This is a genomic window from Achromobacter sp. Marseille-Q4954 (assembly GCF_943737025.1).
Classification (GTDB): domain Bacteria; phylum Pseudomonadota; class Gammaproteobacteria; order Burkholderiales; family Burkholderiaceae_B; genus Achromobacter; species Achromobacter bronchisepticus_A.
In genome coordinates this window covers 2,891,481-2,914,653 of the sequence record NZ_CALSFQ010000001.1, presented here as the reverse complement: position 1 = coordinate 2,914,653, position 23,173 = coordinate 2,891,481, and the positions used below count along the sequence as shown (strand labels likewise).

The window sequence follows — 23,173 nt, the reverse complement described above, 5'->3', positions numbered from 1 at the left end:
CCCCAGGCTTCTCTCACGCCACTACGCCTTCCTTTGAACAGGGAGACGTCCTTGAACAGGAATCAGATATGCCCAAGATCACCGTACTCCCACACGCAGAACTGGCGCCCAAAGGCGCCGAGCTGGAGGTGCAGGCCGGCGCCACGATCTGCGAGGCCTTGCTGGCCAACGGCATTGCAATAGAACATGCATGCGACATGAGTGCCGCCTGCACCACCTGCCATTGCATCGTGCGCAAGGGTTTCGAATCCTTGAACGAAGCGAATGAGTCCGAAGAGGATCTGCTCGACCGCGCCTGGGGGTTGGAAGCGCAGTCCCGCCTGAGCTGTCAGGCGATCGTCGCGGAGGAAGACCTTACCGTCGCCATTCCCAAGTACACGATCAACCATGCCAAGGAGGAGCACTAGGAACCTTGCGGCCGAAGCGCCGCGCGCCCTATCGGCCGCCTGCTTCGTAAAGGTTCCACGCCTGCCTGGCGCTGGCGTCGTCATGGATCATGGCCATCAGCGCCCGCACCACTGAGGACGGATCGGCGTGCTGGTAGACATTGCGGCCATACACCAGCCCCACCGCGCCTTCATCCAGCAATTCGCGCGACCGCTCGAAGACCTGGCGCAGGTCTTCGCGGCCGCCGCCGCGCACCAGCACCGGGCAGCGCGCCGCCTGCACCACGCGGTGGAAATCGCGCGTGGCGGTGGTGGGGTCGGCCTTGACGATATCGGCGCCCATTTCACGCGCCAGCCTGACCAGCGTGACGATCTTCTCGGCGTCGCCATCGACCATGTAGCCGCCGCGCGCGGAGTGCGGGGCCATGACCAGGGGTTCGATCATCAGCGGCATGCCGTAGCGGTCGCAGTCCGCGCGGACTCGCGCGATGTTGGCGACGCATTGGCGAAACAGGTCGGGTTCGTCCGGCAGCATGAACAGGTTGACCACCACGCAGGCCGCGTCCATCTGAACCGCAGGCAGCACCGGGTCCTGCTCGTTCTGCAGCACGGCCCACATGACGCGATGGGCCGTGGCGTTGTAGGGGTTGCCCATGTCCAGGCGCATGACCAGCGCGGGCTTGTCCCGGCCTGGACGCTGCTGCAGCAGGTCGGCCTGGCCGTAGTTCAGCTGGATGGCGTCGGGCCGCGCCGCGGCCAGCTGTTCCATCACGGCCGGCATGTCCTCCAGTCCGGACAGGAAGCTGGGTTCATTGCAAACGCCGTGGTCGACGGCGATGTCCAGGCAACGGCCGCCGTTCAGCAGCCGGTTCAGACGCGCTTCTTTTCTGTGCAGCATGGGAATTCCTTGTTCAATCCAGTGTTTGCAGGTGGCGCCCGGCCGCCTGGTCGATGGCGCCGAGGTCTTCAGGCGACAGTTCCAGCGCGGCGGCGCCGGCGTTCTGCATGGCCTGCTGCGGCGTGCGGGCGCCGCACAGCGCCACGGACACGCCGCCTGGGCGCGTGGTCCAGGCGATCATCAGCTGCGAAGCCGAGCAGTCCAGCCGCTGGCGCAGCGGCTCCAGTTCCGCGAAGAAGCCTTGCAGCCGGCTGCGGTTGGCGACGCTGAAGCGGGGGTTGCCGGCACGCTGGTCGTCACCGGTAAAGCGGCGCTGCGGATCGATGGGGCCCGCCAGCAGGCCGAGCGCCAGCGAGGAGTACCCGAGGGTGCCGACGTTGTGGCGGCGGCACAGCGGCATCAGCGTGGCTTCGATCTCGCGGTCGATCAGGCTGTAGCGTTCCTGGATGGCGTCGACCGGGCCATGGCGCAGGTATTCCGTCAAGGTGGCGGGATCCACGTTGCTGACGCCGATGGCGCGGATCTTGCCTTGCCGCTTCAGATCCAACAGGGCGTCCATGGTCTCGGCGACGGGCGTGCCGGCGTCCTGCCAATGGGTGATGTAGAGGTCGATGTAGTCCGTCTGCAGCCGCGCCAGGCTTTGCTCCACTTCGTGGAAGATGGAGGCGCGGCCCAGGTGGCGGTGCACGGCCTGGCCTTCCTCGTCGAAGAAATGCTCGCCTTGGCGGGTGTGCCAGACCAGTCCGCATTTGGTGGCGATGACGGCTTGCTGGCGGCGCCCCTTGAGGGCCTGGCCGACCAGGCTTTCGGCATGCCCCAGGCCATAGGCAGGCGCGGTGTCGATGAGCCGCACGCCCGCGTCGAGGGACGCCTGGATGGCGGCAATGGCGGCCGCGTCGTCCCCGCCGCCCCACATCCAGCCGCCCATGGCCCAGGTGCCCAGGCCGACGGATTCGCAGACGATGCCGGACGCGCCCAGTGTTGTAGTCTTCATCGGGAAACCTTTTTGACGTTCATGAGATGGTCGACGGTGACGGCGCCCAGCAGGATCAGCCCCTTCACGACGTCTTGCCAGTACGGCGACACGTCCAGCAGGATGAGCGAGCTGGTGACAACCGACAGCAGGGCCAGGCCCAACACCGCGCCCAGCACGGTGCCCGAACCGCCCTTGAGGCTGGCGCCGCCGATCACCACCGCCGCGATGACGTTGAGTTCCATGCCCACGCCGAAGTTGGGCGTGGCAGCGCCGAAGCGGGCCGTGTAGACCACGCCGGCGACGCCGGCCAAGGTCGAGCACAGCACCGTGACCCAGAACTTCACGCGGCCGGTGCGGATGCCGGCATAGAGCGCCGCCTTTTCATTGCTGCCGGTGTAGAACACCTTGCGCAACAAGGAGGCGCGGCGCAACGCGAAGTCGCTGACGACGACGATGGCTGCGAAGATCAGGATGACGGCGGGTATGCCCGCAATGGATCCCTGCCCGATGAACTTGAACTGCGGGGGCAATGAGAACAGCGATTGCGGCGTACCCTGGGTAATTGCCAGGCACAGGCCGCGCACGATCACCATGAACGCCAGCGACGCGATGAAATGGCTGAGGCCGATGCGCGTGACGCAGCCGCCGATAAGCGCGCCCACCATCGTGCAGACGGCGATCGCGGCCAGGCTCGCGGTCCATGGGTCCAGCCCCAGCAGGAAGAGCTTGCCGGTGATGACCATGGCCAGGCAGACCACCGAGCCCACCGACAAGTCGATGCCGCCGACGATGACCAGAATGGTCATGCCGACCACCACGATGCCTTCGATGGAAAACGACAGCAGCATGGCGCGCACGTTTTCCCAAGTCAGGAAATGCGGCGATGCGAAACTCATGACGACGCACAACGCGGCAATGATCAGCAGCAGTCCCGCTTCGCGGAAGCTGCCCAGCCGGCGCCCTGGGCGGGGCTCCGTCGGCAGGCCGGCGGCGGGAGGCATCAGGACCGCTTGCGCCGCCGGCTGGGTTTTCAGGTCGCTCGTCATGTGGCCTCCTCGGCGGTCAGGCCCGAGGCCAGCCGCAGCAGTTTTTCTTCCGTCATCTCGCTTGCCGCCAGTTCTCCGGCGAGCCTGCCGTTGCGTATGACCAGGGCCCGGTCGCATAGCCCGATGATCTCCGGCAGCTCGGACGAGATCACCACCACGCCCACGCCCTGATTGGCCAGGTCGCGCAGCAGGTGATGGATCTCGGATTTGGCGCCGACGTCCACGCCGCGCGTCGGTTCGTCCATCAGCAGCACCGAGGGGCGGGTCGCCAGCAGTTTGGCGATGGCCACCTTCTGCTGGTTGCCGCCCGACAGGCAACTGGCATCGATCGCCACGCCGTCCGACTTGAGCCTGAGCCGGGCGCCCAGCTCGACGGCCAGGCTGCGTTCCGCCGTGCGTTTGAGCAGGCCGAAGCGCGAGCTGATGCGGCGCAGCGCCATCGAAGACACGTTCTGCTCGATCGGCATGTCCAGGAACAGACCGGCGGCCTTGCGGTCTTCGCTCAGGTAGGCGATGCCGTGGCGCAGGGCATCGGCGTAGCGGCGCAGCCGCAGGGGCTGGCCGCGCAGCCGCACGGCGCCTCGTCGCGCGCGCCGCAGGCCGCACACGGTTTCGGCCAGCTCGCTGCGGCCCGCGCCCATCAGGCCGGAGATGCCCAGGATTTCGCCCCGGCGCAGCGTGAACGAGATGCCGTGGACGGCGGCGCCATCGGCGAGGTCCTCCACTTCCAGCAGGGTCTCGGCCGGCGCATCGCCAGCCGCCTGCCGGGGCGGGTAATAGTTGCCCAGGTCGCGGCCCACCATGCAGCGCACCAGCGCATCCGGAGAAAGCGCCGCAATATCGGCGCTGTGCACGTCGCGGCCGTCCCGCAACACCGTGACGCGGTCGCAGTGCTCGAAGATCTCGGCCATGCGGTGACTGATGTAGACGATGCCGATGCCCTGGGCCTTGAGGTCATGCAATACGCGGAACAGCGCCACGGACTCCACTTCCGTCAACGCGGCGGTGGGTTCGTCCAGGATCAGCACCTTGCAGTCCAGCGTCAAGGCGCGGGCGATCTCGACCAACTGCTGGCTGGATATGCCCAGCGCATCGACCCGCAAGCCCGGATCGATGTCCTGGCCCAGCCGCCGCAGCACGGCCGCGGCGCGCTCTTGCAGGCCGGCATAGTCCATCCAGGCCTGCGCGCCGGCGCTGATCATGGGCATGAAGATGTTCTCGGCCACGGTCGCGTCGCCGCAGAGCGAGATTTCCTGGTGGACCAGGCCGATGCCCAGGCGCATCGCATGGGCCGGCCCATTGATGACCACGCGCTCGCCTTCCAGGTAGATGTCACCGCTGTCCGGCTGATGGATGCCGTCGATGATCTTCATCAGCGTCGACTTGCCAGCGCCGTTCTCGCCGCACAAGGCATGGATTTCGCCCCGGCGCAGCGTGAAGCGCACGTCGGCCAGGGCTTTGGACGCGCCGAACTGCTTGCTGATGCCTTGCAGTTCCAGCAGCGCTGCGGGCGCCTTCATTCGTTGATGCCCTTGGTGCCGCGACGCGCCAGGTACTTGTCCCAATAGAAGTCGTCGGCGTTCGCCTTGCTGACGATGGACAGGCCGTTGTCCAGGAACGGCACGGCCATGGGGTTGGTGCCGTTGCGCTTGGCGTCGTTCATCGGGTCGATCAGTTGCTGGTTGCGCGCCAGGAACAGCAGCATCATGCCCATGTAGCCCTGCACGCCCTGGTTCGGATTGACGGAGCCGAAGACCTCGCCCGACTTGATCATGTCCAGGATCTTGGCGTTCACGTCGCAGCACAGGACCTTGATGTTCTTCTTGGTCTCGATGGAGGCCTGCGCCGCGCCCAGCGCCGAATTGGCTTCGGGCATGAACAGCGCGCCCAGGCCGGGGTTGGCCTGCGCCAGGCTCAGCGTGGCCTGGTACGCCTTGTTCGGATCCTGGTTGCTGGCCGCGCGGCCCACCAGCTTCATGCCGGGGTGCTGGGTCTTCATGCGATTGATGAAGGCGGCGACGCGGCGGTCATGGTTGTCCTGGCCGGGGTTTTCCAGCACCGCGTACTCGCCCTTGCCATTGAGCGAGGCCGCAATGGCGTCGGCGGCCTGCGCGCCTTCGCGGTCGTTGTCGGACGTGACAAACGACACGCGCTTGGAATTGGGCGAGTCGGCCGCGAAGGTCACCACCGGAATGCCCATGGCCGCGGCGCGGTTGATGGGTTCGATGAAGGGGTCGGGGTTCATGGGATGCAGCAGGATGCCGGCCGGCTTGCGCGCCAGTTCCTGCTCGAACGAGGCCAGCTGCTTGTTGACGTCGTATTCGGGCGTGCCCGAATAGCGGGTGCGCACGCCGAGCGAATGGCCCAGTTGTTTCATCATTTCGTAGACAGGAAACCAGTACTCCACCCCGGACACCATCACGTTCATCACGTAGACATCGTTGGCGTTGCCGCGCAGCCCGGGGGCTTGCGGGGTGTTCTGCGCAAAGGCGTTGGCGCTCGCCAGGCCGGCGCCCGCCGCCGCTACGGTCTTCAAGAAATCTCGTCTCATGTTCCGCTCCTTTTTTCGCATCGTTCCAAGAACCCTGCAGCCCTCGGTGCCTGTTGTTCAACCTGTTTCGGTCGAATCGTTGTTATGACATCGCTGAACTATATTGCAGCCGGATTTTTTAAATTACTAGGGGAAACACTGCTATCCTGCGTGAAATTTCCGTAGACAATGTTATGACATGAGAACAGACATCTACCTCGGCATAGACATGGGCTCCACGGGCTTGAAGGCGGTTGCCTTCGAGGCCGGGAGCGGCGCCACACTGGCCGCATCGGGCGGCGCGCTGCCCTATCGGCAATTGGCGCAAGGCGGTTGCGAGCTGCCCGCGGACGCCATCCACACGGCGCTGGCGCGGGCCTTGCAAGGCGTGGCCGCCCAACTGGGTCCGCGCGTGGCCGACGTGCGCGCGCTGTGCTGCACGGGTCATGGCGCCGGCTTGTATGCGCTGGATGCCAGCGGCCAATTGCTGGGAGGCCGCGCGGTGGCATCGACCGACCAGCGCGCCGCCGCCCGCGCCCGGGCGCTGGGCCGCCGCATGGGCGACGCGCTGTATGACGAAGTCGGCTGCCGGCCATGGTCGGGGCAGTCGTCGCTGATCGCGGCCGAACTCTACGGCGCGGACGCCGGTCAACTCGGCCGCATCCGCCACCTGCTGTTCGCCAAGGACTATCTGGGGTTCCTGTTGACCGGCGAGATCGCCACGGACGCCAGCGACGCCAGTACGGCGGGCCTGCTGTCGCTCAATGCCGGGACTTGGTCCACGATGGCTTGCGAGGCAGCCGGCCTGTCCGGCCTGGCCGCCACGGCGCTGGCGCCCATCGCGCCCAGCGGCGCCGTGATCGGCCGGCTGCGGCCAGCCCAGGCGGCCGCCTTCGGCTTGCCGGCCGGCCTGCCCGTGGCGCTGGGCGCAATCGATCTGCTCGCCTCGCTGAAAGCGGTGAATGCAGAACGCCAGGGCCATGCCGTGGCCGTACTCGGCACCTGGTGCGTGAATGCGGTGGTGGCGCCGGCCCGCGAACCGAAGCCGGAAGTTGGCGCCATCGTCAGCTTCGGCGATCCGGATCGCAGGCTCTATCTGGAAAACAGTCCCTCATCGATGGCGAACGTGGCCTGGCTGGCGCGCACCCTGCAGTTCCAGGATGCGGCCGCGGCGGTGAATTGCGCGATGGAGGTGCCCTTGGGAGCCGAGGGTCTGCGTTTTCTGCCCTTCATCAATGGCGGCAGCTGGCCGGCGGGAGCCAGCGCGGGATACGTCGGCCTGCAAGGGCATCACACCCGCGCGCACATGGCGCGCGCCGTGGTCGACGCCGTGTTGGCGTTGCACGCGCGGCATCTGAAACGCCTGGCGGCGCTTGGTCTGGGCGTGCCGGGCAGAGTGGCCGCGTTGGGCGGCGGCGCCCGGGACTTGCGCTTGGCGCGCCTGCTGGCGGGCTTTCTGGGCCACGCCGTGGAACGCTGCGGCGACGACGAAACCGGCGCGCGCGGCGCCGCCTTGTATGCCGCGCTGTCGCAAAACCCTGGCGGCGATGACTTGCTGCCCGCCCCATGCGAACGGGTCGAGCCCCTTGCCGCCGAAGCGCAGGCGCACGCCGACTTCTACGACAGCTTCCATGGCTTGGTGGACAGCATGGCCCCTGCTTTCGGCCATCTTGCGGGACCCGCCCGATGACCCCGCGCACCTCGCCTTTCGTGCGCCCGGCCTCCCTGGCGGGCCGCCATTTTTCCACCGTGATCGTTGGCGCGGGCATCAACGGGGCTGGCGTGTTCCGCGACCTGTCGCTGCAGGGCGTGGATTGCCTGATCGTCGACAAGGGCGATGTGGCCGCAGGCGCCAGCAGCGCGCCATCGCGCATGATCCACGGCGGCTTGCGCTACCTGGAAAGCGGATCCTTTTCCCTGGTGGCCGAAGCCACGCGCGAACGCAATCTGCTGCTGCGCAACGCGGCGCATCTGGTGCAGCCGCTGGAAACCGTGGTGCCGCTATCCAGCCGCTTCGGCGGCCTGTGGGGCAGCATGCTGCGCTTTGCCGGCCTGAACGCCTCGCCGGGCGCGCGCGGGCGGTGCGTGGTGGGACTGGGCTTGCGCCTCTACGACAAGCTGGGCCGCAACCAGCGCGTCATGCCGGAACATCGCATCGAACGCGTGCCGGCGGCGGACAGTACGCTGTTCGGCGCGGCGGTGCGCTGGACGGCCACGTACTACGACGCCTGGATACGGCATCCGGAATGGCTGGTGCTGGAGCTGATCGACGATGCCCATCGCGGCCATCCGGCCTCGGTCGCATCGAACTACTGCAGCGTGACGGCTTGCCAAGGCCGCGTCATTACGCTGCACGATGCGCTGACCGGCGAATCCGTGCAAGTCACGGCAGACACGGTGGTCAACGCGACGGGCGCCTGGCTGGACCGCGCGGCCGGCGCGCTGGAAGGCGATGGCTCGCGCGTCATGGGCACCAAGGGGTCACACCTGATCCTGGACCATCCGGCGCTACGCGCCGCGCTCCAGGGGCGCATGGCTTACTTCGAAGCGTCCGACGGCCGGGTGTGCATCGTCTACCCGTTCCTGGACCGGGTGCTGGTGGGATCCACCGACATTCCGATTGATGATCCCGACCTCGCCGCGACCGAGCCGGCGGAGATCGACTACCTGCTCGACGTGTTGCATGAGGTGTTTCCCCGCCTGCATTTCTGCCGCAAGGACGTGGTCTACACTTACGTGGGCGTCAGGCCGCTGGCCCAGTCGGATGCCGACAAGCCCGGACAGATATCGCGCGATCACGCGGTGGTGATCGACCCGCCCAACGCCCGACGCGAGGTGCCGATGGTGTGCCTGGTCGGCGGCAAATGGACGACCTTCCGTTCGCTGGCGCAACTGGCGGCCGACGCGGTGCTGCAGCAGCTGGGCCGCGCACGGCGCCAGTCGACCGAGCAGGTGGCTATCGGCGGCGGGGCGGGCATGCCCGCCGATGCGGCGGGACGCCAACGCTTTCTGGACAGCATTCAGGCAGCCGCCGCGCTGGACCGCGGGCGCGTCGCCGAACTGTTCATGCGCTATGGTTCACGGGCAGGCGCCATGGCGGCGGATTTCGCCGCGGCGGGCGATAAGCCCTTGCGCCACGCGCCAGATCATTCAACCGCCGAGATCCGCTATCTGTGCCGCGAAACGGCTGTGCAGCACCTGGCCGACCTGGTGATCCGGCGCACCTTGCTGGCCATCCGCGGCCAAGTCACGCCGGCACTGCTGGCGGAACTGGCGGATATCGCCGCGGCCGAGCTGGGCTGGAGCCTTGCGCGCCGGCAAGACGAGTTACGAGCCTGCACCGCGACGCTGCGGGACCGGCATTGTGTTCAACTTCCTCCAGACGAGGCGTCCTGGGCAGAGCCCGCCGAATCCGCCTTGGCTACAGGTTCGATTTCAAACTCTTTGACGACATGAGCAGCCCCATCTCCACCGAAGCCATATTGGACCGCAGCGCCGGCGCCCCGCTCTGGACTCAGTTCCGCGACGTGGTGCGCGGCAAGATCCTGCAAGGCGAACTGGCCGTCGGCGACAAGCTGCCCACCGAGGCCGAGTTCGGCGAGCAATATGGCATTTCGCGCATCGTCGTGCGCGAAGCGCTGGCGGACCTGGTCCGCAACGGCCTGATCTACAAGATCCGCGGCCAGGGCGCCTTCGTATCGGCGCGCGAGCGCGACGAAGACTTCGTGTCCACCGTGCTGGGCTTTTCGGACGAAATGGAACGCAAGGGCCGCACGGTACGCACCCAGGTGCTGCTGCAGGAACTACGCGCACCCACGACGCACGAAGCCAGTTCGCTGGGGCTGGCCGAAGACAGCCAGGTCGTGGCGCTCAAGCGCCTGCGCAGCGTCGACGGCGAACTGCAATTGCTGGTGGAAACGGCGGTGCCCGCCGATCTGGTGCCGGGCCTGCACCGCACCCGTCTGGAAAACCGCTCGCTGTATGACGTGCTGCGCAGGCAGTACGGCCTGCGCATCGTGCGCGCGGAACGTTGGATCGACGCGGTGCAGCCGGACACCCAGACCTGCGAATTGCTGGGCATGAAGGAACCCGAACCCCTGCTGCGCATCGAGTCCATCGCCTATGGCGCCAACGGACGGGCGCTGGAGCACTACCGCGCCTTGCACCGCTGCAAGTCCAGCCGGTTGCATGTGCAGACCACTACCTGAGGCGCCCCACGACGCGATGTCGCGTTGCCCGGCTTCGCGGAAGCCGCGTCGCGAATTCGCAACGCTGCCGAAGAACTTTATCGCTGAAACAATATAAAAAAACATATCATCATGACGATATAGATGTTTCTTTTATCGAGTGCTGCCCTCCGGAGTAGTCATGGATAAGAAAAATCTAGGTAATCATGAAGTCATCTTTCCAACGGGTGTAGGACTGGCGCTGCCAGTCATGATTTTTTCCGGAATGTTCGGCACGGCGGCTTATGCAGCCTGTAGTCCGGACACAGGCATCAGTGTTACCGCCAACGCAGGTTCGACGTGCTCGGCCACGCTGAATAGCTATACGGCGCCAACAGGAAATGCATTGACAGCGACTGGCGCAGCGACACTATCCGTCAACAGCACTGCCGTCAGCGTCACCACCCAAGCCACCACCAACAATATCAGTAACGCTGTGGCGAGCGGCGCGGGTTCGCGGATCAATTTTGCCGGCAATGGCACGCTCAATTCGACGGGGACAGGCGGCACCTCACCGTCTACAGGCAATACCGGACTCCACGCGAATAGCGGCGGTTCGATTACTGGCGGCAACTTCAACATCACCATGTCCGGAGGGTATGCGGCCGCCGTATACGCGTTAGGCAATGGCACCTCGCCTACGACGGGTACGGATGCTGGGCGGGGCACCATATCTATCGGCAACCTGACTTCCGTGACCAACAATCGCGGCTTTGGCATTCGCGCATATCAGGGCGGCGTGGTTACGGCGGGGCTGGTAGACATTACGACGGGCACGACTGCGGTCACCAACAGCTATGGCATTCTGGTCGGGCAGGACGGAATCGCACCCTCGGCAACGCTGGATCGCGTGACCATCGCCGGCGGCAAGATGACGATCAAGGGCCAGAGAAGCGCGTCCGGCATCTGGGCGGGTAGCGGCGGCACGGTCACTGTGCTGGGCGACCTTGCCATCAATACGACGACATCATTGGGCGGCTCGCGCGGCGTCGATGCCTCCAATGGCTCCACGGTCAACCTCAACGGCAATACGACGATCACTACCAGCGGCTTGACGGGCAATGATGGCATTGTCATTGGCAGCACCACGGGAGTGCCAGGAGGCACAGTCAATTCCTTGGGCACCATGACTATTTCCACGTCCGGGAGCAGTTCGTATGCCCTGCATTTGAATCTGGATGGCGGGACATACAACGGCAGCTCAAGCACCAGCAGCAATATCTTCACCACAAACCAGGCAGGTTCCATTTATTTTGAGACTGGCAAAAACATGGCCGTCAGCCTCAACCGCGCCAGTTTGAATGTAGGCGGCGCCTACAACCTGATCACCGTTGCCAGCGGCGCCGACAACGCAGTCGTAAACCTGTCCAACAGCACGGGTATCAATGCCAATGCTGCGGCCGCATTGGTCAGCCAGACCAGCACTGGCTCGTTCAGGCTGAACGCCAGCAATACCAGCATGAAGGGGGTCATTGCCACGACGCAGGGCACGACAACCGTCAACCTGGACAACGGCTCGGCTTGGACACTGGCCCCGCGCGGCAGCGGCGCCACCGCCAATTACAACACCCTGTCCACGCTGAATATTCTTGGCGGCTCGACGCTGGAAGCAAGCTCGGGCAATTTCTTCATCAATGGTCCGGGCGCGAATCAGGGCAGCGCCACCACCGCCAAGGTCAACAACACTTCTGGCGTGATCAATCTCTTCAATGCCGCCAGCCCGACCGGCAGCATTCTGACCGTAGGCGGAGACTGGGTGCAACAGGCCGCCGGCACGCTGAACATCAGCGGGGATGCAGGGCGAAACGACACGCCCAGCACTCAGGAAAGCGCCAAGCTTGTGGCCAACAATGCCACCTTGGGCGGCACGCTGAACGTCTATAACCCCTGGCTGACCATACCGAACAAGGCCAGTCTGGTTGGCACGCAATGGATACACGCGGTACGGGCCAACAATCCCATTCAGGGAGACTTTGACCGCCTGTCGGTCGATCAGGTCACGCCAGACTATCTGTATTACGCCGGCCAAAAGCGCAATGGCGATCTGAACTACGACATCGGGCTCAACATGAGCTGGTTCGGCGGGGTTGCGCAGGGCCATGGCACGTTCACCCTGGTGAACCCAACGGATACCTTCGAGGTAGACATTCCGCTGACCAACCAGACGGCTACAAACCTGGGTTGGGATGGGGTTACGCTGACCAAGGCGGGCGCCGGTACATTGATCCTCTCCGCCCCCAACACCTATACCGGAGCCACCCAGATCAACAGCGGCACCGTGCTGTTGCAGGGCCCGGGCGACATATCCAGCAGCACCGGAGTCCAGCTGAACGCCGCCGACGTATTGCTCGACGTCAGCGGCATCAGCGCTGCCGGTACGACGCTGCAAAATCTCTCCGGCGTTGCCGGCAGCCAGCTCAACCGCGCCGACAGGGAAATCACGCTTGCCAACAGCCTCAATACCGCTTTTGCCGGCGACTTCGATGCGAGTGCAGCCACCCTGACGAAGACCGGGCCAGGGACCCTGACCTTGAGCGGCTTGACACCGTGGACAGGCCAGACCGTAGTCGCCCAGGGCACCCTCGCGCTCGATGGCAGCCAGGGCAAGGCACGTTTGAACAGCGATGTGGGAGGAGATGGCGGAGCCTTCCTGGCGTTGCAGAACGGCGCGGTGCTGACCGGCCAGGTTCAAGGTCCGGGGGTAAGCACAGATGCCCCCAGCGTATGGAACATGACCGCCAGTTCAGTCGTGGCGACCCTGACGCATGGCGGCTTGATCAACTATGCGCCGCCTGCGTCGGGTGGATTCAAGACCCTGACAGTCAATAACAACTACACCGGCAACAATGGATTGATTTCGATCCACACCTATTTGGGCGACTCGTCCTCGCCAACCGACAAGCTGATCGTGCATGGCGACACCGCCGGCACCACGCAGTTGCGGGTCACCAATGCAGGCGGTCCCGGCGCATTGACGGCAGGCAATGGCATCCAGGTGGTGAAAGTCGACCGCAACTCGAACGGCGACTTCGCCCTGAACGGGCGCGCGGTCGCAGGCGCGTATGAGTATCAGTTGTTCAAAGGCGGGCCGCAGAGTCAGGATGGAAATTGGTACCTGCGCACGGAGGAGAGCCCGGCGCCACCCGGACCACCGGTGCCACCAACGCCGCCGGGACCACCGGGACCGCCAGTGCCGCCGGTGCCGCCGGGACCACCGGTGCCGCCCCCCGAGCCTCCCGCGCCTCTGTACCGTCCCGAAGTGGCCGCCTATCTCGCCAACCAGCGCCTGGCCAGCCAGATGTTCGTTCACAGCCTGCACGACCGCCTGGGCGAGCCGCAGTACGTCGAAAGCCAGGGCTTCGTCCGCACGGACGACAAGCCCCGCTCGGGCTGGCTGCGCGTGGTCGGCAAATGGGAGGACAGCCGTAGCGCCAACGGCGTCTTCAAGACCAGCACCGATTCCTTCCTGCTGCACGGTGGCGTCGAACTGGCCAAGTGGAAGGTGTTCCGCGACAACGGCGAAGATCGCCTGCACCTGGGCGTGATGGGCAGCTACGGCTCGGCCAGCACCGACGCGAACGCGCGGGGCAATCCGTATAGCGCGAAGGGCAAGGTCGAGGGCTGGAGCGTTGGGGCCTACGGCACCTGGTACCAGAATGACGAGCAGAAGCTGGGCGCCTATGTCGACACCTGGTTTCAATACGGTTGGTTCAACAACCGCGTGGAAGGCCAGCTGCTGCCGACCGTGCGCTACAACGCCACCGGCTGGGCGGTCTCGGGCGAGACCGGCTACGCCATCCCAGCCCGCAACAACTGGGTCATCGAGCCGCAAGGCCAGCTGATCTATGTGGGCTATAACGAGGACGACATCACCGAGCCAAACGGCACCCAGGTCAACGGCGCGAACTCACATGGCTTGATCACGCGCCTGGGCGTGCGGATTCACCGGACGTACGTGCATGAGAAAGACAAGAGCGCCTGGCAGCCGTACATGACGGTGAACTGGTGGCACACGGGCGTGTCCAGCAACGTCTCATTCAACGAACTGCCGGTGGGCAGCATGTATCCGAGCAACCGCTACGAATTGAAGCTTGGCGCCAACGCCCAGTTCAGCAAGCGCTGGACGGGATGGACCAATGTGTCGGGAGCATGGGGCGCACAGGACTTCAGTCAGTACGCCCTGCGCGCGGGCGTGAAATACACCTGGTAGTCCCGCCAGGTGATGGGGTGCAACTGGCAACAAAGGTGGGGCTTGGGAACCGTGGGAAAGACCGAAGGACTCGCGTTGATTCGCGCGTTTTGGTCCCAATGCGGGCTCAAAAAACATGAGCCTTTGATTTGATGGCGCGCCCGACAGGAATCGAACCTGTATCAAGAGCTTCGGAAACTCTCATTCTATCCATTGAACTACGGGCGCAGCGCAAGGAGGCGGTATTGTACCCAGTTTTCGCTGAACTGCATGAACTGGATCAAATCTTCCGTCAAACTCAGCGAAAACCCCGTCGGTTGGATTGGACTCGTGTCTATGACACCGTTATATAATCCAGCGTTTGCTTGCAAGGCGGGCCGTTCACGCCGCCGACTTGTGCAGTACTGATTTTCTGTTGCCGCCGCCAGGCGCCCCCGGTACCCGTTAGCAGGATTTGGTCATGAGCAACGAGCAGGAACACATAGAAGAGCACGCCACCCCCATCAAGACCCCGAAGCAACTGATCGTCACGATCGTCCTGTCTTTCGTGATCCCGATCGCCATCATCATCCTACTGGTGAACATGGTGGTCTCGGGCACCAAGACAGGAGCGGGTTCGGACACGCTGTCCCAGGAAGCCATCACCAAGCGCATCGCCCCGGTCGCGGGTTTCCAGCTGGTCGATGCGAATGCCCCCAAGGTCTTCAAGACCGGCGAACAGGTCTTCGCCGCCGTCTGTACGGCCTGTCATACCGCCGGCGTGGCTGGCGCACCCAAGGTGGGCGATAACGCCGCCTGGGCGCCCTTCATCACCGCGGGCTACGACGCCATGATGAACGTGGCCCTGCACGGCAAGGGCGGCATGCCCGCCAAGGGCGGCAACCCCACGCTGTCCGACTACGAAGTCGCGCGCGCCGTGGTGTACATGGCCAACAAGTCCGGCGCTTCGCTGCCCGAGCCGGCCGCTCCGGCCGCGGAAGGCGACAAGAAGGAAGCGGCTGCCGCGCCCGCCGCCGCACCCGCTGCCGCCGCCCCGGTTGTTGCCGCTGCTCCGGCCGCCGCCGCCGCACCCGCGCCTGCTCCCGCAGCGCCAGCCGCCGCGCCGCAAGCCGCGGCAGCGGTCAATCCGGCCGGCGAAAAGCTGTACAAGAGCGTCTGTTTCGCCTGCCATGCCACCGGCGTGGCCAACGCTCCCAAGTTCGGCGACAAGGCCGCCTGGGATCCGTACATCAAGACCGGCATGGACGCCATGGTCAAGGTCGCCATGCAAGGCAAGCCGCCGATGCCCCCGAAGGGCGGCGCGGCCAACGCCTCGGAAGACGATATCCGCGCAGCGGTGCAGTACATGGTGGATGCGGCGAAGTGAAGTAAGACACTCGCGGCCCATGATGGAAAAAGCCCCTTGATCTGATCAAGGGGCTTTTTCTTTGCGCCAAACCGGCAGACCTGACGCGATTGCCGAGGCCTTATGTCGGCTCTCAGGCGCGGGCGACCCAGGCGCCTTCCACCTCGGCCAACTGGCTGCTGATCTGGCTGGCGGCGTCGATGACCGCCGCGCGGAAAGGCTCGAGACGGCAATGCTCGGCGCGCACGATCAGGCTCAGTCCGGCCACCACGCGCTGCTCCAGAAAGATGGGCGCTGCAATGCCTATGGTCCCCGGCGTGATCTCGGAATCGCTGACGGCCACGCCCGCCTCGCGGATGGCATCGAGCTCCAGGCACAGGTCCTTCAAGCTCTTCCAGTGCGAAATGGCGCGCACTTCCTCTTCATGGGCCAGGTACATGCGCTCCAGGGCGCGGCGGCTCTGGTGTGCCAGGATGACTTTGGAGGTCGCGCCGCGAAACATCGGCATGGTGGCGCCGCGTTCATAGCGGCCGACGCGCGCGGCCGGATCGCCGATTTCCTGGTGAATGCACATGACCTTGTCCTGGTAGCTGCGCGTGAGCACCGAGGCCGACGAAGGCGTGGTCGCCTCCACCAGACGCCGCATCAGCGGTTCCGCCACCTTGAGCAAAGGGTCCCCATGACGCATCAGCAGGTCGAAATGGGCAAACGTGGGCCCCAGCACGTAGCGCGCGCCCATCACCGGAGTCAGGAAATCCGCGCGCACCAGTTCCTGCACATCGCGATAGGCCGAGCTGACGGACACATCCATTTCAACGGCGATTTCCTCCACCGACCATGCGGCGCTCCTGTCATAGAGCTGCAGGATGTGCAGTATCCGGTTGCGCGTCCTGATTTCACCCGCCACGTCGCCCTCTCCCTGTCGTTGCGCCTCTAGGGCGTGAAATTTCGCATCCATTGCGAAATTCAATTTCCCCGCGATTCTAGCAGCGTCACCCTTTCCTCTGCCCCCGGGGCTAGCGGTGCTAAATCTCGGGGGCTTGCCAAAAACCTCAGCTTGATGCAAAAATTCATTTAATCGCAATGGTTGCGAATTTAGTATTTTTTGCAAAGGAAGATCATGGCAGAAGGCGAAACCTCCGAAACGCGCATTCCGGTCACCTTGCTGACGGGCTTCCTGGGCAGCGGCAAGACCACCCTGCTGAACCACTGGCTGCGCGACCCGGCGCTGGCCGATGCGGCGGTCATCGTCAATGAGTTTGGCGAGATCGGCATCGATCACGCCTTGATCGCCAGCAGCAACGACAACACCATCGAGCTGACCACCGGATGCCTGTGCTGCACCGTGCAAGGCGACCTGGTCGAGACCCTGCGCGACCTGCGCGCCAAGCGCAGCGCCGGAACCATCGCCGCCTTCGATCGCATCCTGATCGAAACAACCGGCATGGCCGACGTGGTGCCGGTCATCCAGGCCTTGATGACATTTCCGGTGGCGCGCTCGTTTCGCCTGAATCGCGTGCTGACCGTGGTGGATGCCGTCAACGGGCCGGACACGCTGGCCGCGCACCCGGAAGCCGTCAAGCAGGTGGCCGTCGCCGATGCCTTGATCGTCACCAAGACCGAACTGCCCGGCGCGCAAGTCTCGGCCCTGGTGGACACGCTTGCGCGCGTCAACCCGGGGGCAACGCGCGTGGTGTGCGACCCTGCGGCGCGGCCGGATGCCACGGTGCTGGACGGGCCGGACGTCTACGACGTGAACGTGCGCCCGGAGCAGGCGCGGCAATGGCTCAATGCCGCCCCTTACGCGGATGGACACGAGCATGAACACACCCACAAGCACACGCATAAGCACACGCATGCCCATGACCATGCGCGCATCGACAGCTTCTGCCTGGACTTCGCCGAGCCCTTGCACTGGCCGCAAGTCAGCGCCTGGCTGGATGCGCTGGTCATGGCGCATCCCGACGAGCTGCTGCGCGTCAAAGGCATTCTGCATATCGCCGGTCACCAGCGGCCCATCGTGCTGCAAGCGGTGCAGCGCCTATTCCATCCGCCTGTCGAGTTGCCGCAATGGCCCGACGCGGACCGGCAATCCCGCATGGTTTTCATCACCAAAGGCCTGAGCAGGGACTACGTCATGCAGGTCTGGGACACGGTGCGCCAGCGCGCCCTCCCGCCTGCCGCCCGCGCGGCCTGATCGTTTTGGCATTCCCCATCACAAGGAAAACAGCATGGACACTTTGATCAAGAACGGCCTGGTGGTCACGCCGCAAGGCCGCGTGCGCGCCTCCATCGGCATCCGCGACGGCAAAATAGCCGGCGTGTACGAGGCCGGCAGCGAACCCGAGGCGCGCAACGTCATCGATGCCAGCGGCCTGGCCGTATTGCCAGGCGCGATCGACATGCACTCGCACCACCGCCAGGGCTCGCAGAAAGGGTTTGAGTACAAGGACACCATCCTCACCGCCACGCAGCAATGCGCCGCGGGCGGCGTCACCACCAGCGTGGGCATGCCCAACGTCAATCCGCCGCCAAACTCGCTGGACCTGCTGGAGAAGCAGTTCGCCATCTACCGCAGCGATGCCGTGGTCGACTGGAACTTCAACCCGGCGCCGACGATAGAGTCGGAAATGGAAGCCATGACCGCCACGGGCATCACCGCGTTCAAGATCTTCATGGTGGTGGACACGGGACGGGACTATCCGCACATGCCTGGCATCGGCGTGCATGACCACGGCAAGCTGCTGCGCATCATGCAGCGCTGCGCTGAACTGGACGTGCCCTTGATGGTGCATCCGCACGACCAGGCCCTGATGGACGTGATCGAACAGACCTATTGGGACCGGGGCGAGCGCGACGCCCTCGCCTATGCGCGCGCCTACGCCGCCCACGACGGCGTGATCTGGGAAACCGCCATCGCCACCTTGCTGCGCCTGCAGAAGGCGGCCGGCTGCCATCTGCACATCCTGCACACCCAGACCGCCGGCAGCGTCCAGCTCATCCGCGAGGCCAAGGCGGCGGGCCAGAAGGTCACCTGCGAAATCAATCCCTGGGCCTTGTTCCTGGGTTGCGAATGGTCGGCCATCCAGCGCCTGGGCTCGTATGCGCTGTCGTACTGGGTGCCGGAGAAGAACGTGCCGGGCTTGTGGGAAGGCCTGAACGACGGAACGATCGACATCATCGCCACCGACCATGCGCCGCACACGCGCGAAGAAAAGGAAGTGGGCTGGACCGATGGCTGGAAAGCCCACACCGGCACGCCGTCGACGCAGTTCTACCTGAGCATGTTCCTGACGGCGGCCCAGGAAGGCAAGATCAGCCTGGAACGCGTGGCCGAGGCATGTTCGGCCAAGCCCGCCGAATTGTTCCGATTGCGCAGCAAGGGCGAAATCCGCGTGGGCCTGGACGCCGACCTGGTGCTGGTCGATCTGGAGACGGAATACGAAGTGCGCGACGAGGACGTGCTCAGCCTGGTGGGCTGGAGCCCCTATGCCGGCCGCCGCCTCAAGGGCAAGCCGGTGCATACGCTGGTGCGCGGCGCCACGGTGTATGCGGACGGTAAAGTGGTCGGCGCCAAGGGCGGCGGCCAGATGGCTGCCGCGGTACGCTGAAGCCCAGGCCGCGCATCACTACGACACAAGGGGAAAACATCATGAATCGTCGTCAGTTCTCGCGGCTGCTGGCTTCCACGCCATTGCTGCTGCCCGCGCTGGTCCGCGCCCAGGACGGGACCGCCATCACCTTGATCGTGCCGTATCCGCCCGGCGGCAACACCGACTATGTGGCGCGCATTACCTCCGATTCGCTACGCCGCACCTTGGGCTCATCGGTAGTCGTGAAGAACCAGGCCGGCGCAGGCGGCACCATTGCCACCGATGCGTTGATACGCTCGCGCAACGACGGCAACACGCTGATGGTGGGCTCCATCGGCCAGGTTTCGCTGGTGCGCTTTCTGTTCAATGTGCGTTACGACCCGTTGAACGATCTGGTGCCGGTCGCCAACATCGCCAGCAATCCACTGGTGCTCACGGTGCCGTCCAGCTCGCGTTTCCAGAACCTGGCGCAACTGATCGAGTATGGCCGGGCCAAACCGGGCGCGCTGACCGTCGCGCACGGCGGCGAGGGGTCGATGTCGCATATGTCGGTGCTGGTGTTTCTCAAGCGCGCGGGTATCGAGGCGACGCTGATCGGCTATCGCGGCGGTGCGCCCGCCCTGCTGGACACCATGGGCGGCACGACCGATCTCTACTCGGCCAACATCTCGGAGATCCTGCCGTACAAGGACAGCGGCCGCATCCGCTTCCTGGGCGTGTCCAGCCGCCAGCCCGTACCTCAGCTGCCCGGCGTCCCGGCCATCGCCGACACCATCTCCGGCCACGAGATCGAAACCTGGAATGGCCTGTTCGCGCCCCCCGGCACACCCGCCGAAGTGGTGGACAGGCTGGCCGACGCCGTGCAGGTCATGCTGCGCGACCCGGACGTGCTGAGCAAATTCGACGCTTCCGGCAGCCAGCCGCGGGCAGGCGAAGTGAAGGAGAAGTTTGCGCGCCGCATCCGCGACGACATCGCGCTGTGGACGCCGCTGGTGTCCCTGATCGGGGTCAAGCCGGCGAACTGAGGCGGCCTGCGTCGCAAAAAAAGCCCGCAAGACACGATGTCTTGCGGGTTTTTTCTTGCGCATGCCAGGTCGGCGCCTGTCATGCTCATCGCATCACTGTTCGCCAGCCGCCTTGGTCAGCGACATGCCCAGCTGCACGCGGCGCTGCAGCCACAGGCTGGGGCGATAACGCGGATCGCCGGTCACGCGCTGCATGCTCTTCAGGATTTCCAGGATGCGGTCGGCGCCGAGCTTGTCGCCCAGGGCCAGCGGACCCACCGGATAACCCAGGCCCAGCGTCACCGCCAGGTCGATGTCCTTGGGCGTGGCGATCTGCTGCTGCGCGATGTCGCTGGCGATGTTGACGATGGTGGCGACGATGCGCTGGGCGATGAAGCCAGGCGAATCCTCGATCACCGTGACGGGCACGCCGTCGGCGGCCAGCAGCGCGTGCGCGGCGTCGCGCCACTTGGCTTCGGTGGCGGGCGACACCATGATGGTGCGGCGCTTGGCGCCGTCAAAGGCGTAGAGCGTGTCCAGGCCGACCGTGCGGGCCGCGTTCAGACTTTGCGCGGACACGGTGGTGGAGACGTCTTCACCGTAGGGCGTGACCAGGACGAGCGCGTCGGCGTCAGGCGTGGAGCCGGTCACCAGCGTGGCGCCCAGCTTTTCGACCAGCGCGGCGGCGCGGGCGTAGCCTTCGGCGTGCTTGGGGCTGACCCAGACCTTCAGGTTCTCGGGCAGCGCAGGCACGGGCGGCTCGGCCGGCACCTGCTTCTGGCCGTCGGCGTAGACGTAGAAGCCTTCGCCGGCCTTGCGGCCGATCAGGCCGCCGGCCAGGCGCACGGTGGTGATCGGCGAGGGCCTGAAGCGCGGCTCGTCGAAGAACTGGCGGTAGATGGATTCCATGACGGGGTGGGACACGTCCAGCGCCGTCAGGTCCAGCAGTTCGAACGGGCCCATGCGGAAACCGGCCTGCTCGCGCATCACGGCGTCGACCTGGGCGAAGGTCGCCACGGCTTCCTGCGCCACGCGCAGGCCTTCGGTATTCATGCCGCGGCCGGCATGGTTGACGATGAAGCCGGGCATGTCCTTGGCGCGCACGGGCGTGTGGCCCATGCGGCGCGCCAGCTCGGCCAGCGCGTCGCCGACTTCGGGCGCGCTGCGCAGGCCGTCGATGACTTCGACCACCTTCATCAGCGCGACGGGGTTGAAGAAGTGGTAGCCGGCCACGCGCTGCGGCCGCTTGCAGGCGGCGGCGATGGCGGTGATCGACAGCGACGAGGTGTTCGACGCCAGGATGCAGTCTTCGGCCACCACGCCTTCCAACGCGGCGAACAGGTCACGCTTGACGTCCAGGCGCTCGACGATGGCTTCCACCACCAGCTGGCAGTTCGACATGTCGGTGAGCGCGGTGGCGGATTCCACGCGCTCCAGCGCCGCCTGCGCGTCGGCGGCGCTCAGCTTGCCTTTCTGGGCCAGCTTGTCCCAGGTCTGGCGCAGCGACTCGCGCGCGGCCGCGACGGCGTCCGCGCTGGTGTCGTACAGGCGCACGCGCAGCCCGGCTTGCGCCGCGATCTGCGCGATGCCGCGCCCCATGGCCCCGGCGCCGACGACGCCGATGGTTTGAATCTCCTTCATCACCACTCTCCTGCTTTTATTGGATGGGGTTCAGGCCCGGCTTTGCGCCAGCGCCAGGATTTCTTCGGCCGACAGGCCCAGCTTCTCGGACAGCACCTGCTCGGTGTGCTCGCCCAGCATGGGCGGCGGACGGCGGTACTCGACCGGACTGTCGGAAAACTTCAGCGGGCTGGCGGCAATGGGCACCGTACCCGCGGTCGGGTGCGGCATTTCGCGCTTCATGCCGCGCGCCAGGACCTGCGGGTCTTCGTAGACCTGGTCCAGCGTGTTGATGGGGCCGGCGGGAACACCCACGCCTTCCAGCGCGGCCAGCCAGTGGTCGCGCGCGCCGGTGGCCATGCGTTCGGCCAGGAGCGGCACCAGTTCGGCTCGGTTCTTCACGCGCTGCGGATTGGTGGCAAAGCGCGGATCGGCCGACAGCTCGGGCAAGCCGATCGCGCCGCAGTAGTTGCGGAACTGGCTGTCGTTGCCGACCGCCACGATCAGGTGGCCGTCGCTGGCCGCGAAGACCTGGTACGGCACCAGGTTCTGGTGGGCATTGCCTGCGCGCTTGGGCGCCACGCCCGAGGTCATGTAGTTGAGGTTCTGGTTGGCCAGCATGCTGACCTGGCAGTCCAGCAGCGCCATGTCGATGTGCTGGCCCAGGCCGCTGCGCGAGCGTTCGTGCAGCGCGGCCAGGATGCCGACCGTGGAGTACATGCCGGTCATCAGGTCGGTCACGGCCACGCCCGCTTTCTGCGGACCGCCGCCGGGCAGGTCGTCGCGTTCGCCGGTGATGCTCATCAGGCCGCCCATGCCCTGGATCATGAAGTCATAGCCAGGACGGCTGGCGTAAGGGCCGGTCTGGCCGAAGCCGGTGATGGAGCAGTAGATCAGGCGCGGGTTGAGTTCCTTCAGGCTTTCGTAGTCCAGGCCGTACTTCGACAGGCCGCCGACCTTGAAGTTTTCAACCAGGATGTCGCTTTGCAGCGCCAGTTCGCGCACCAGCTCGGCGCCGCGCGGCGAGGCGATATCCAGCGCCACCGACAGCTTGTTGCGGTTGGCGGACAGGTAATAGGCCGCTTCCGTGGTGTCGTTGCCCGCCTCGTCCTTCAGGTACGGAGGCCCCCAGGCCCGCGTGTCGTCGCCCGCGCCGGGACGTTCGATCTTGATGACCTCGGCGCCAAGGTCGGCGAGGTTCTGGGTGCACCAGGGACCCGCCAGGACGCGGGTGAGGTCCAGCACGCGTATGCCGGTAAGGGGAGCGGGACGTTGCGACATTAGTAATCTTTTCGCTAGAAGAGAAATGAAAACGTCTGGCTTGCGGCGGCGCGCAAGCCAGACTGGAATTCCGTCATGC

Annotated in this window: 17 protein-coding genes and 1 tRNA gene; 9 read left to right on the top strand and 9 right to left on the bottom strand. The window is 65.5% G+C overall.

The window, feature by feature from the left end; all coding sequences use genetic code 11:
• Window positions 1-68 precede the first annotated feature (68 nt).
• Window positions 69-407: an ISC system 2Fe-2S type ferredoxin gene (gene fdx / locus NGK62_RS13710; RefSeq protein WP_251878701.1), complete on the top strand. Its 339-nt coding sequence runs from the start codon at window positions 69-71 to the stop codon at window positions 405-407.
• Between the two features lie 28 nt (window positions 408-435).
• Here fdx and NGK62_RS13705 read toward each other — a convergent pair whose 3' ends face one another.
• From NGK62_RS13705 to NGK62_RS13685, 5 genes are read right to left on the bottom strand one after another with little or no spacing between them, the layout of a single operon-like run.
• Window positions 436-1,284 carry a class I fructose-bisphosphate aldolase gene (locus NGK62_RS13705; RefSeq protein ID WP_251878699.1) on the bottom strand — a complete coding sequence of 283 codons (849 nt, stop codon included), beginning with the start codon at window positions 1,282-1,284 and terminating at the stop codon, window positions 436-438.
• A gap of 13 nt (window positions 1,285-1,297) precedes the next feature.
• The gene (locus NGK62_RS13700; protein WP_251878697.1) at window positions 1,298-2,278 is read right to left on the bottom strand and encodes an aldo/keto reductase; all 981 of its coding nucleotides are present in this window, start codon (window positions 2,276-2,278) and stop codon (window positions 1,298-1,300) included.
• Complete coding sequence (locus tag NGK62_RS13695) at window positions 2,275-3,261, bottom strand: ABC transporter permease (RefSeq protein ID WP_251879594.1); 987 nt, start codon at window positions 3,259-3,261, stop codon at window positions 2,275-2,277. Before NGK62_RS13695 ends, NGK62_RS13700 begins: the two co-directional genes overlap by 4 nt.
• Window positions 3,262-3,302: 41 nt before the next feature.
• On the bottom strand, window positions 3,303-4,826 hold the full coding sequence (locus NGK62_RS13690; RefSeq protein ID WP_118933435.1) for a sugar ABC transporter ATP-binding protein: 1,524 nt from the start codon (window positions 4,824-4,826) through the stop codon (window positions 3,303-3,305).
• Window positions 4,823-5,857, bottom strand: a complete 1,035-nt coding sequence (locus tag NGK62_RS13685) for a substrate-binding domain-containing protein (RefSeq protein WP_059377361.1) — start codon at window positions 5,855-5,857, stop codon at window positions 4,823-4,825. Before NGK62_RS13685 ends, NGK62_RS13690 begins: the two co-directional genes overlap by 4 nt.
• Before the next feature lie 178 nt (window positions 5,858-6,035).
• Between NGK62_RS13685 and NGK62_RS13680 the strand changes: the two genes are divergently transcribed.
• From NGK62_RS13680 to NGK62_RS13665, 4 genes are all read left to right on the top strand, one after another.
• Window positions 6,036-7,526 carry an FGGY family carbohydrate kinase gene (locus NGK62_RS13680; protein WP_251878695.1) on the top strand — a complete coding sequence of 497 codons (1,491 nt, stop codon included), beginning with the start codon at window positions 6,036-6,038 and terminating at the stop codon, window positions 7,524-7,526.
• Window positions 7,523-9,292, top strand: coding sequence for a glycerol-3-phosphate dehydrogenase/oxidase (locus NGK62_RS13675; RefSeq protein ID WP_251878693.1), 1,770 nt, complete (start codon window positions 7,523-7,525; stop codon window positions 9,290-9,292). The genes NGK62_RS13680 and NGK62_RS13675 overlap by 4 nt, the downstream gene beginning before the upstream one ends.
• The gene (locus NGK62_RS13670) at window positions 9,289-10,044 is read left to right on the top strand and encodes a GntR family transcriptional regulator (RefSeq protein WP_251878691.1); all 756 of its coding nucleotides are present in this window, start codon (window positions 9,289-9,291) and stop codon (window positions 10,042-10,044) included. The genes NGK62_RS13675 and NGK62_RS13670 overlap by 4 nt, the downstream gene beginning before the upstream one ends.
• Window positions 10,045-10,204: 160 nt before the next feature.
• Entirely contained in the window at window positions 10,205-14,272 is a 4,068-nt protein-coding gene (locus NGK62_RS13665; RefSeq protein ID WP_251878689.1) for an autotransporter outer membrane beta-barrel domain-containing protein, read from the top strand.
• Window positions 14,273-14,404: 132 nt separating this feature from the next.
• Here NGK62_RS13665 and NGK62_RS13660 read toward each other — a convergent pair.
• A tRNA-Arg gene (locus NGK62_RS13660) sits at window positions 14,405-14,479 on the bottom strand.
• Between the two features lie 232 nt (window positions 14,480-14,711).
• On the opposite strand from NGK62_RS13660, the gene NGK62_RS13655 reads away from it, so the two are divergent.
• The gene (locus tag NGK62_RS13655; protein WP_251878687.1) at window positions 14,712-15,617 is read left to right on the top strand and encodes a c-type cytochrome; all 906 of its coding nucleotides are present in this window, start codon (window positions 14,712-14,714) and stop codon (window positions 15,615-15,617) included.
• Window positions 15,618-15,729: 112 nt separating this feature from the next.
• Here NGK62_RS13655 and NGK62_RS13650 read toward each other — a convergent pair whose 3' ends face one another.
• The gene (locus NGK62_RS13650) at window positions 15,730-16,554 is read right to left on the bottom strand and encodes an IclR family transcriptional regulator (RefSeq protein WP_251878685.1); all 825 of its coding nucleotides are present in this window, start codon (window positions 16,552-16,554) and stop codon (window positions 15,730-15,732) included.
• A gap of 162 nt (window positions 16,555-16,716) precedes the next feature.
• Between NGK62_RS13650 and NGK62_RS13645 the strand changes: the two genes are divergently transcribed.
• From NGK62_RS13645 to NGK62_RS13635, 3 genes are read left to right on the top strand one after another with little or no spacing between them, the layout of a single operon-like run.
• Window positions 16,717-17,793 carry a CobW family GTP-binding protein gene (locus NGK62_RS13645; RefSeq protein ID WP_251878683.1) on the top strand — a complete coding sequence of 359 codons (1,077 nt, stop codon included), beginning with the start codon at window positions 16,717-16,719 and terminating at the stop codon, window positions 17,791-17,793.
• Complete coding sequence (locus tag NGK62_RS13640) at window positions 17,774-19,207, top strand: dihydroorotase (protein ID WP_353506922.1); 1,434 nt, start codon at window positions 17,774-17,776, stop codon at window positions 19,205-19,207. Before NGK62_RS13645 ends, NGK62_RS13640 begins: the two co-directional genes overlap by 20 nt.
• A 41-nt stretch (window positions 19,208-19,248) precedes the next feature.
• Complete coding sequence (locus tag NGK62_RS13635) at window positions 19,249-20,214, top strand: Bug family tripartite tricarboxylate transporter substrate binding protein (protein WP_251878679.1); 966 nt, start codon at window positions 19,249-19,251, stop codon at window positions 20,212-20,214.
• Between the two features lie 93 nt (window positions 20,215-20,307).
• Here the strand turns inward: NGK62_RS13635 and NGK62_RS13630 are convergent, their stop codons facing one another.
• Together NGK62_RS13630 and NGK62_RS13625 are read right to left on the bottom strand one after the other, a co-directional pair.
• Window positions 20,308-21,834 carry a 3-hydroxyacyl-CoA dehydrogenase gene (locus tag NGK62_RS13630; RefSeq protein ID WP_251878677.1) on the bottom strand — a complete coding sequence of 509 codons (1,527 nt, stop codon included), beginning with the start codon at window positions 21,832-21,834 and terminating at the stop codon, window positions 20,308-20,310.
• Between the two features lie 30 nt (window positions 21,835-21,864).
• On the bottom strand, window positions 21,865-23,094 hold the full coding sequence (locus tag NGK62_RS13625; protein WP_059377315.1) for a CaiB/BaiF CoA transferase family protein: 1,230 nt from the start codon (window positions 23,092-23,094) through the stop codon (window positions 21,865-21,867).
• Window positions 23,095-23,173 lie beyond the last annotated feature (79 nt).

Excerpts from the sequence above, each read along its gene's own strand:
- fdx (WP_251878701.1), top strand. The coding sequence starts at position 69 with ATGCCCAAGATCACCGTACTCCCACACGCAGAACTGGCGCCCAAAGGC.
- NGK62_RS13705 (WP_251878699.1), bottom strand. The coding sequence starts at position 1,284 with ATGCTGCACAGAAAAGAAGCGCGTCTGAACCGGCTGCTGAACGGCGGC.
- NGK62_RS13700 (WP_251878697.1), bottom strand. The coding sequence starts at position 2,278 with ATGAAGACTACAACACTGGGCGCGTCCGGCATCGTCTGCGAATCCGTC.
- NGK62_RS13695 (WP_251879594.1), bottom strand. The coding sequence starts at position 3,261 with ATGCCTCCCGCCGCCGGCCTGCCGACGGAGCCCCGCCCAGGGCGCCGG.
- NGK62_RS13690 (WP_118933435.1), bottom strand. The coding sequence starts at position 4,826 with ATGAAGGCGCCCGCAGCGCTGCTGGAACTGCAAGGCATCAGCAAGCAG.
- NGK62_RS13685 (WP_059377361.1), bottom strand. The coding sequence starts at position 5,857 with ATGAGACGAGATTTCTTGAAGACCGTAGCGGCGGCGGGCGCCGGCCTG.
- NGK62_RS13680 (WP_251878695.1), top strand. The coding sequence starts at position 6,036 with ATGAGAACAGACATCTACCTCGGCATAGACATGGGCTCCACGGGCTTG.
- NGK62_RS13675 (WP_251878693.1), top strand. The coding sequence starts at position 7,523 with ATGACCCCGCGCACCTCGCCTTTCGTGCGCCCGGCCTCCCTGGCGGGC.
- NGK62_RS13670 (WP_251878691.1), top strand. The coding sequence starts at position 9,289 with ATGAGCAGCCCCATCTCCACCGAAGCCATATTGGACCGCAGCGCCGGC.
- NGK62_RS13665 (WP_251878689.1), top strand. The coding sequence starts at position 10,205 with ATGGATAAGAAAAATCTAGGTAATCATGAAGTCATCTTTCCAACGGGT.
- NGK62_RS13655 (WP_251878687.1), top strand. The coding sequence starts at position 14,712 with ATGAGCAACGAGCAGGAACACATAGAAGAGCACGCCACCCCCATCAAG.
- NGK62_RS13650 (WP_251878685.1), bottom strand. The coding sequence starts at position 16,554 with ATGGATGCGAAATTTCACGCCCTAGAGGCGCAACGACAGGGAGAGGGC.
- NGK62_RS13645 (WP_251878683.1), top strand. The coding sequence starts at position 16,717 with ATGGCAGAAGGCGAAACCTCCGAAACGCGCATTCCGGTCACCTTGCTG.
- NGK62_RS13635 (WP_251878679.1), top strand. The coding sequence starts at position 19,249 with ATGAATCGTCGTCAGTTCTCGCGGCTGCTGGCTTCCACGCCATTGCTG.
- NGK62_RS13630 (WP_251878677.1), bottom strand. The coding sequence starts at position 21,834 with ATGAAGGAGATTCAAACCATCGGCGTCGTCGGCGCCGGGGCCATGGGG.
- NGK62_RS13625 (WP_059377315.1), bottom strand. The coding sequence starts at position 23,094 with ATGTCGCAACGTCCCGCTCCCCTTACCGGCATACGCGTGCTGGACCTC.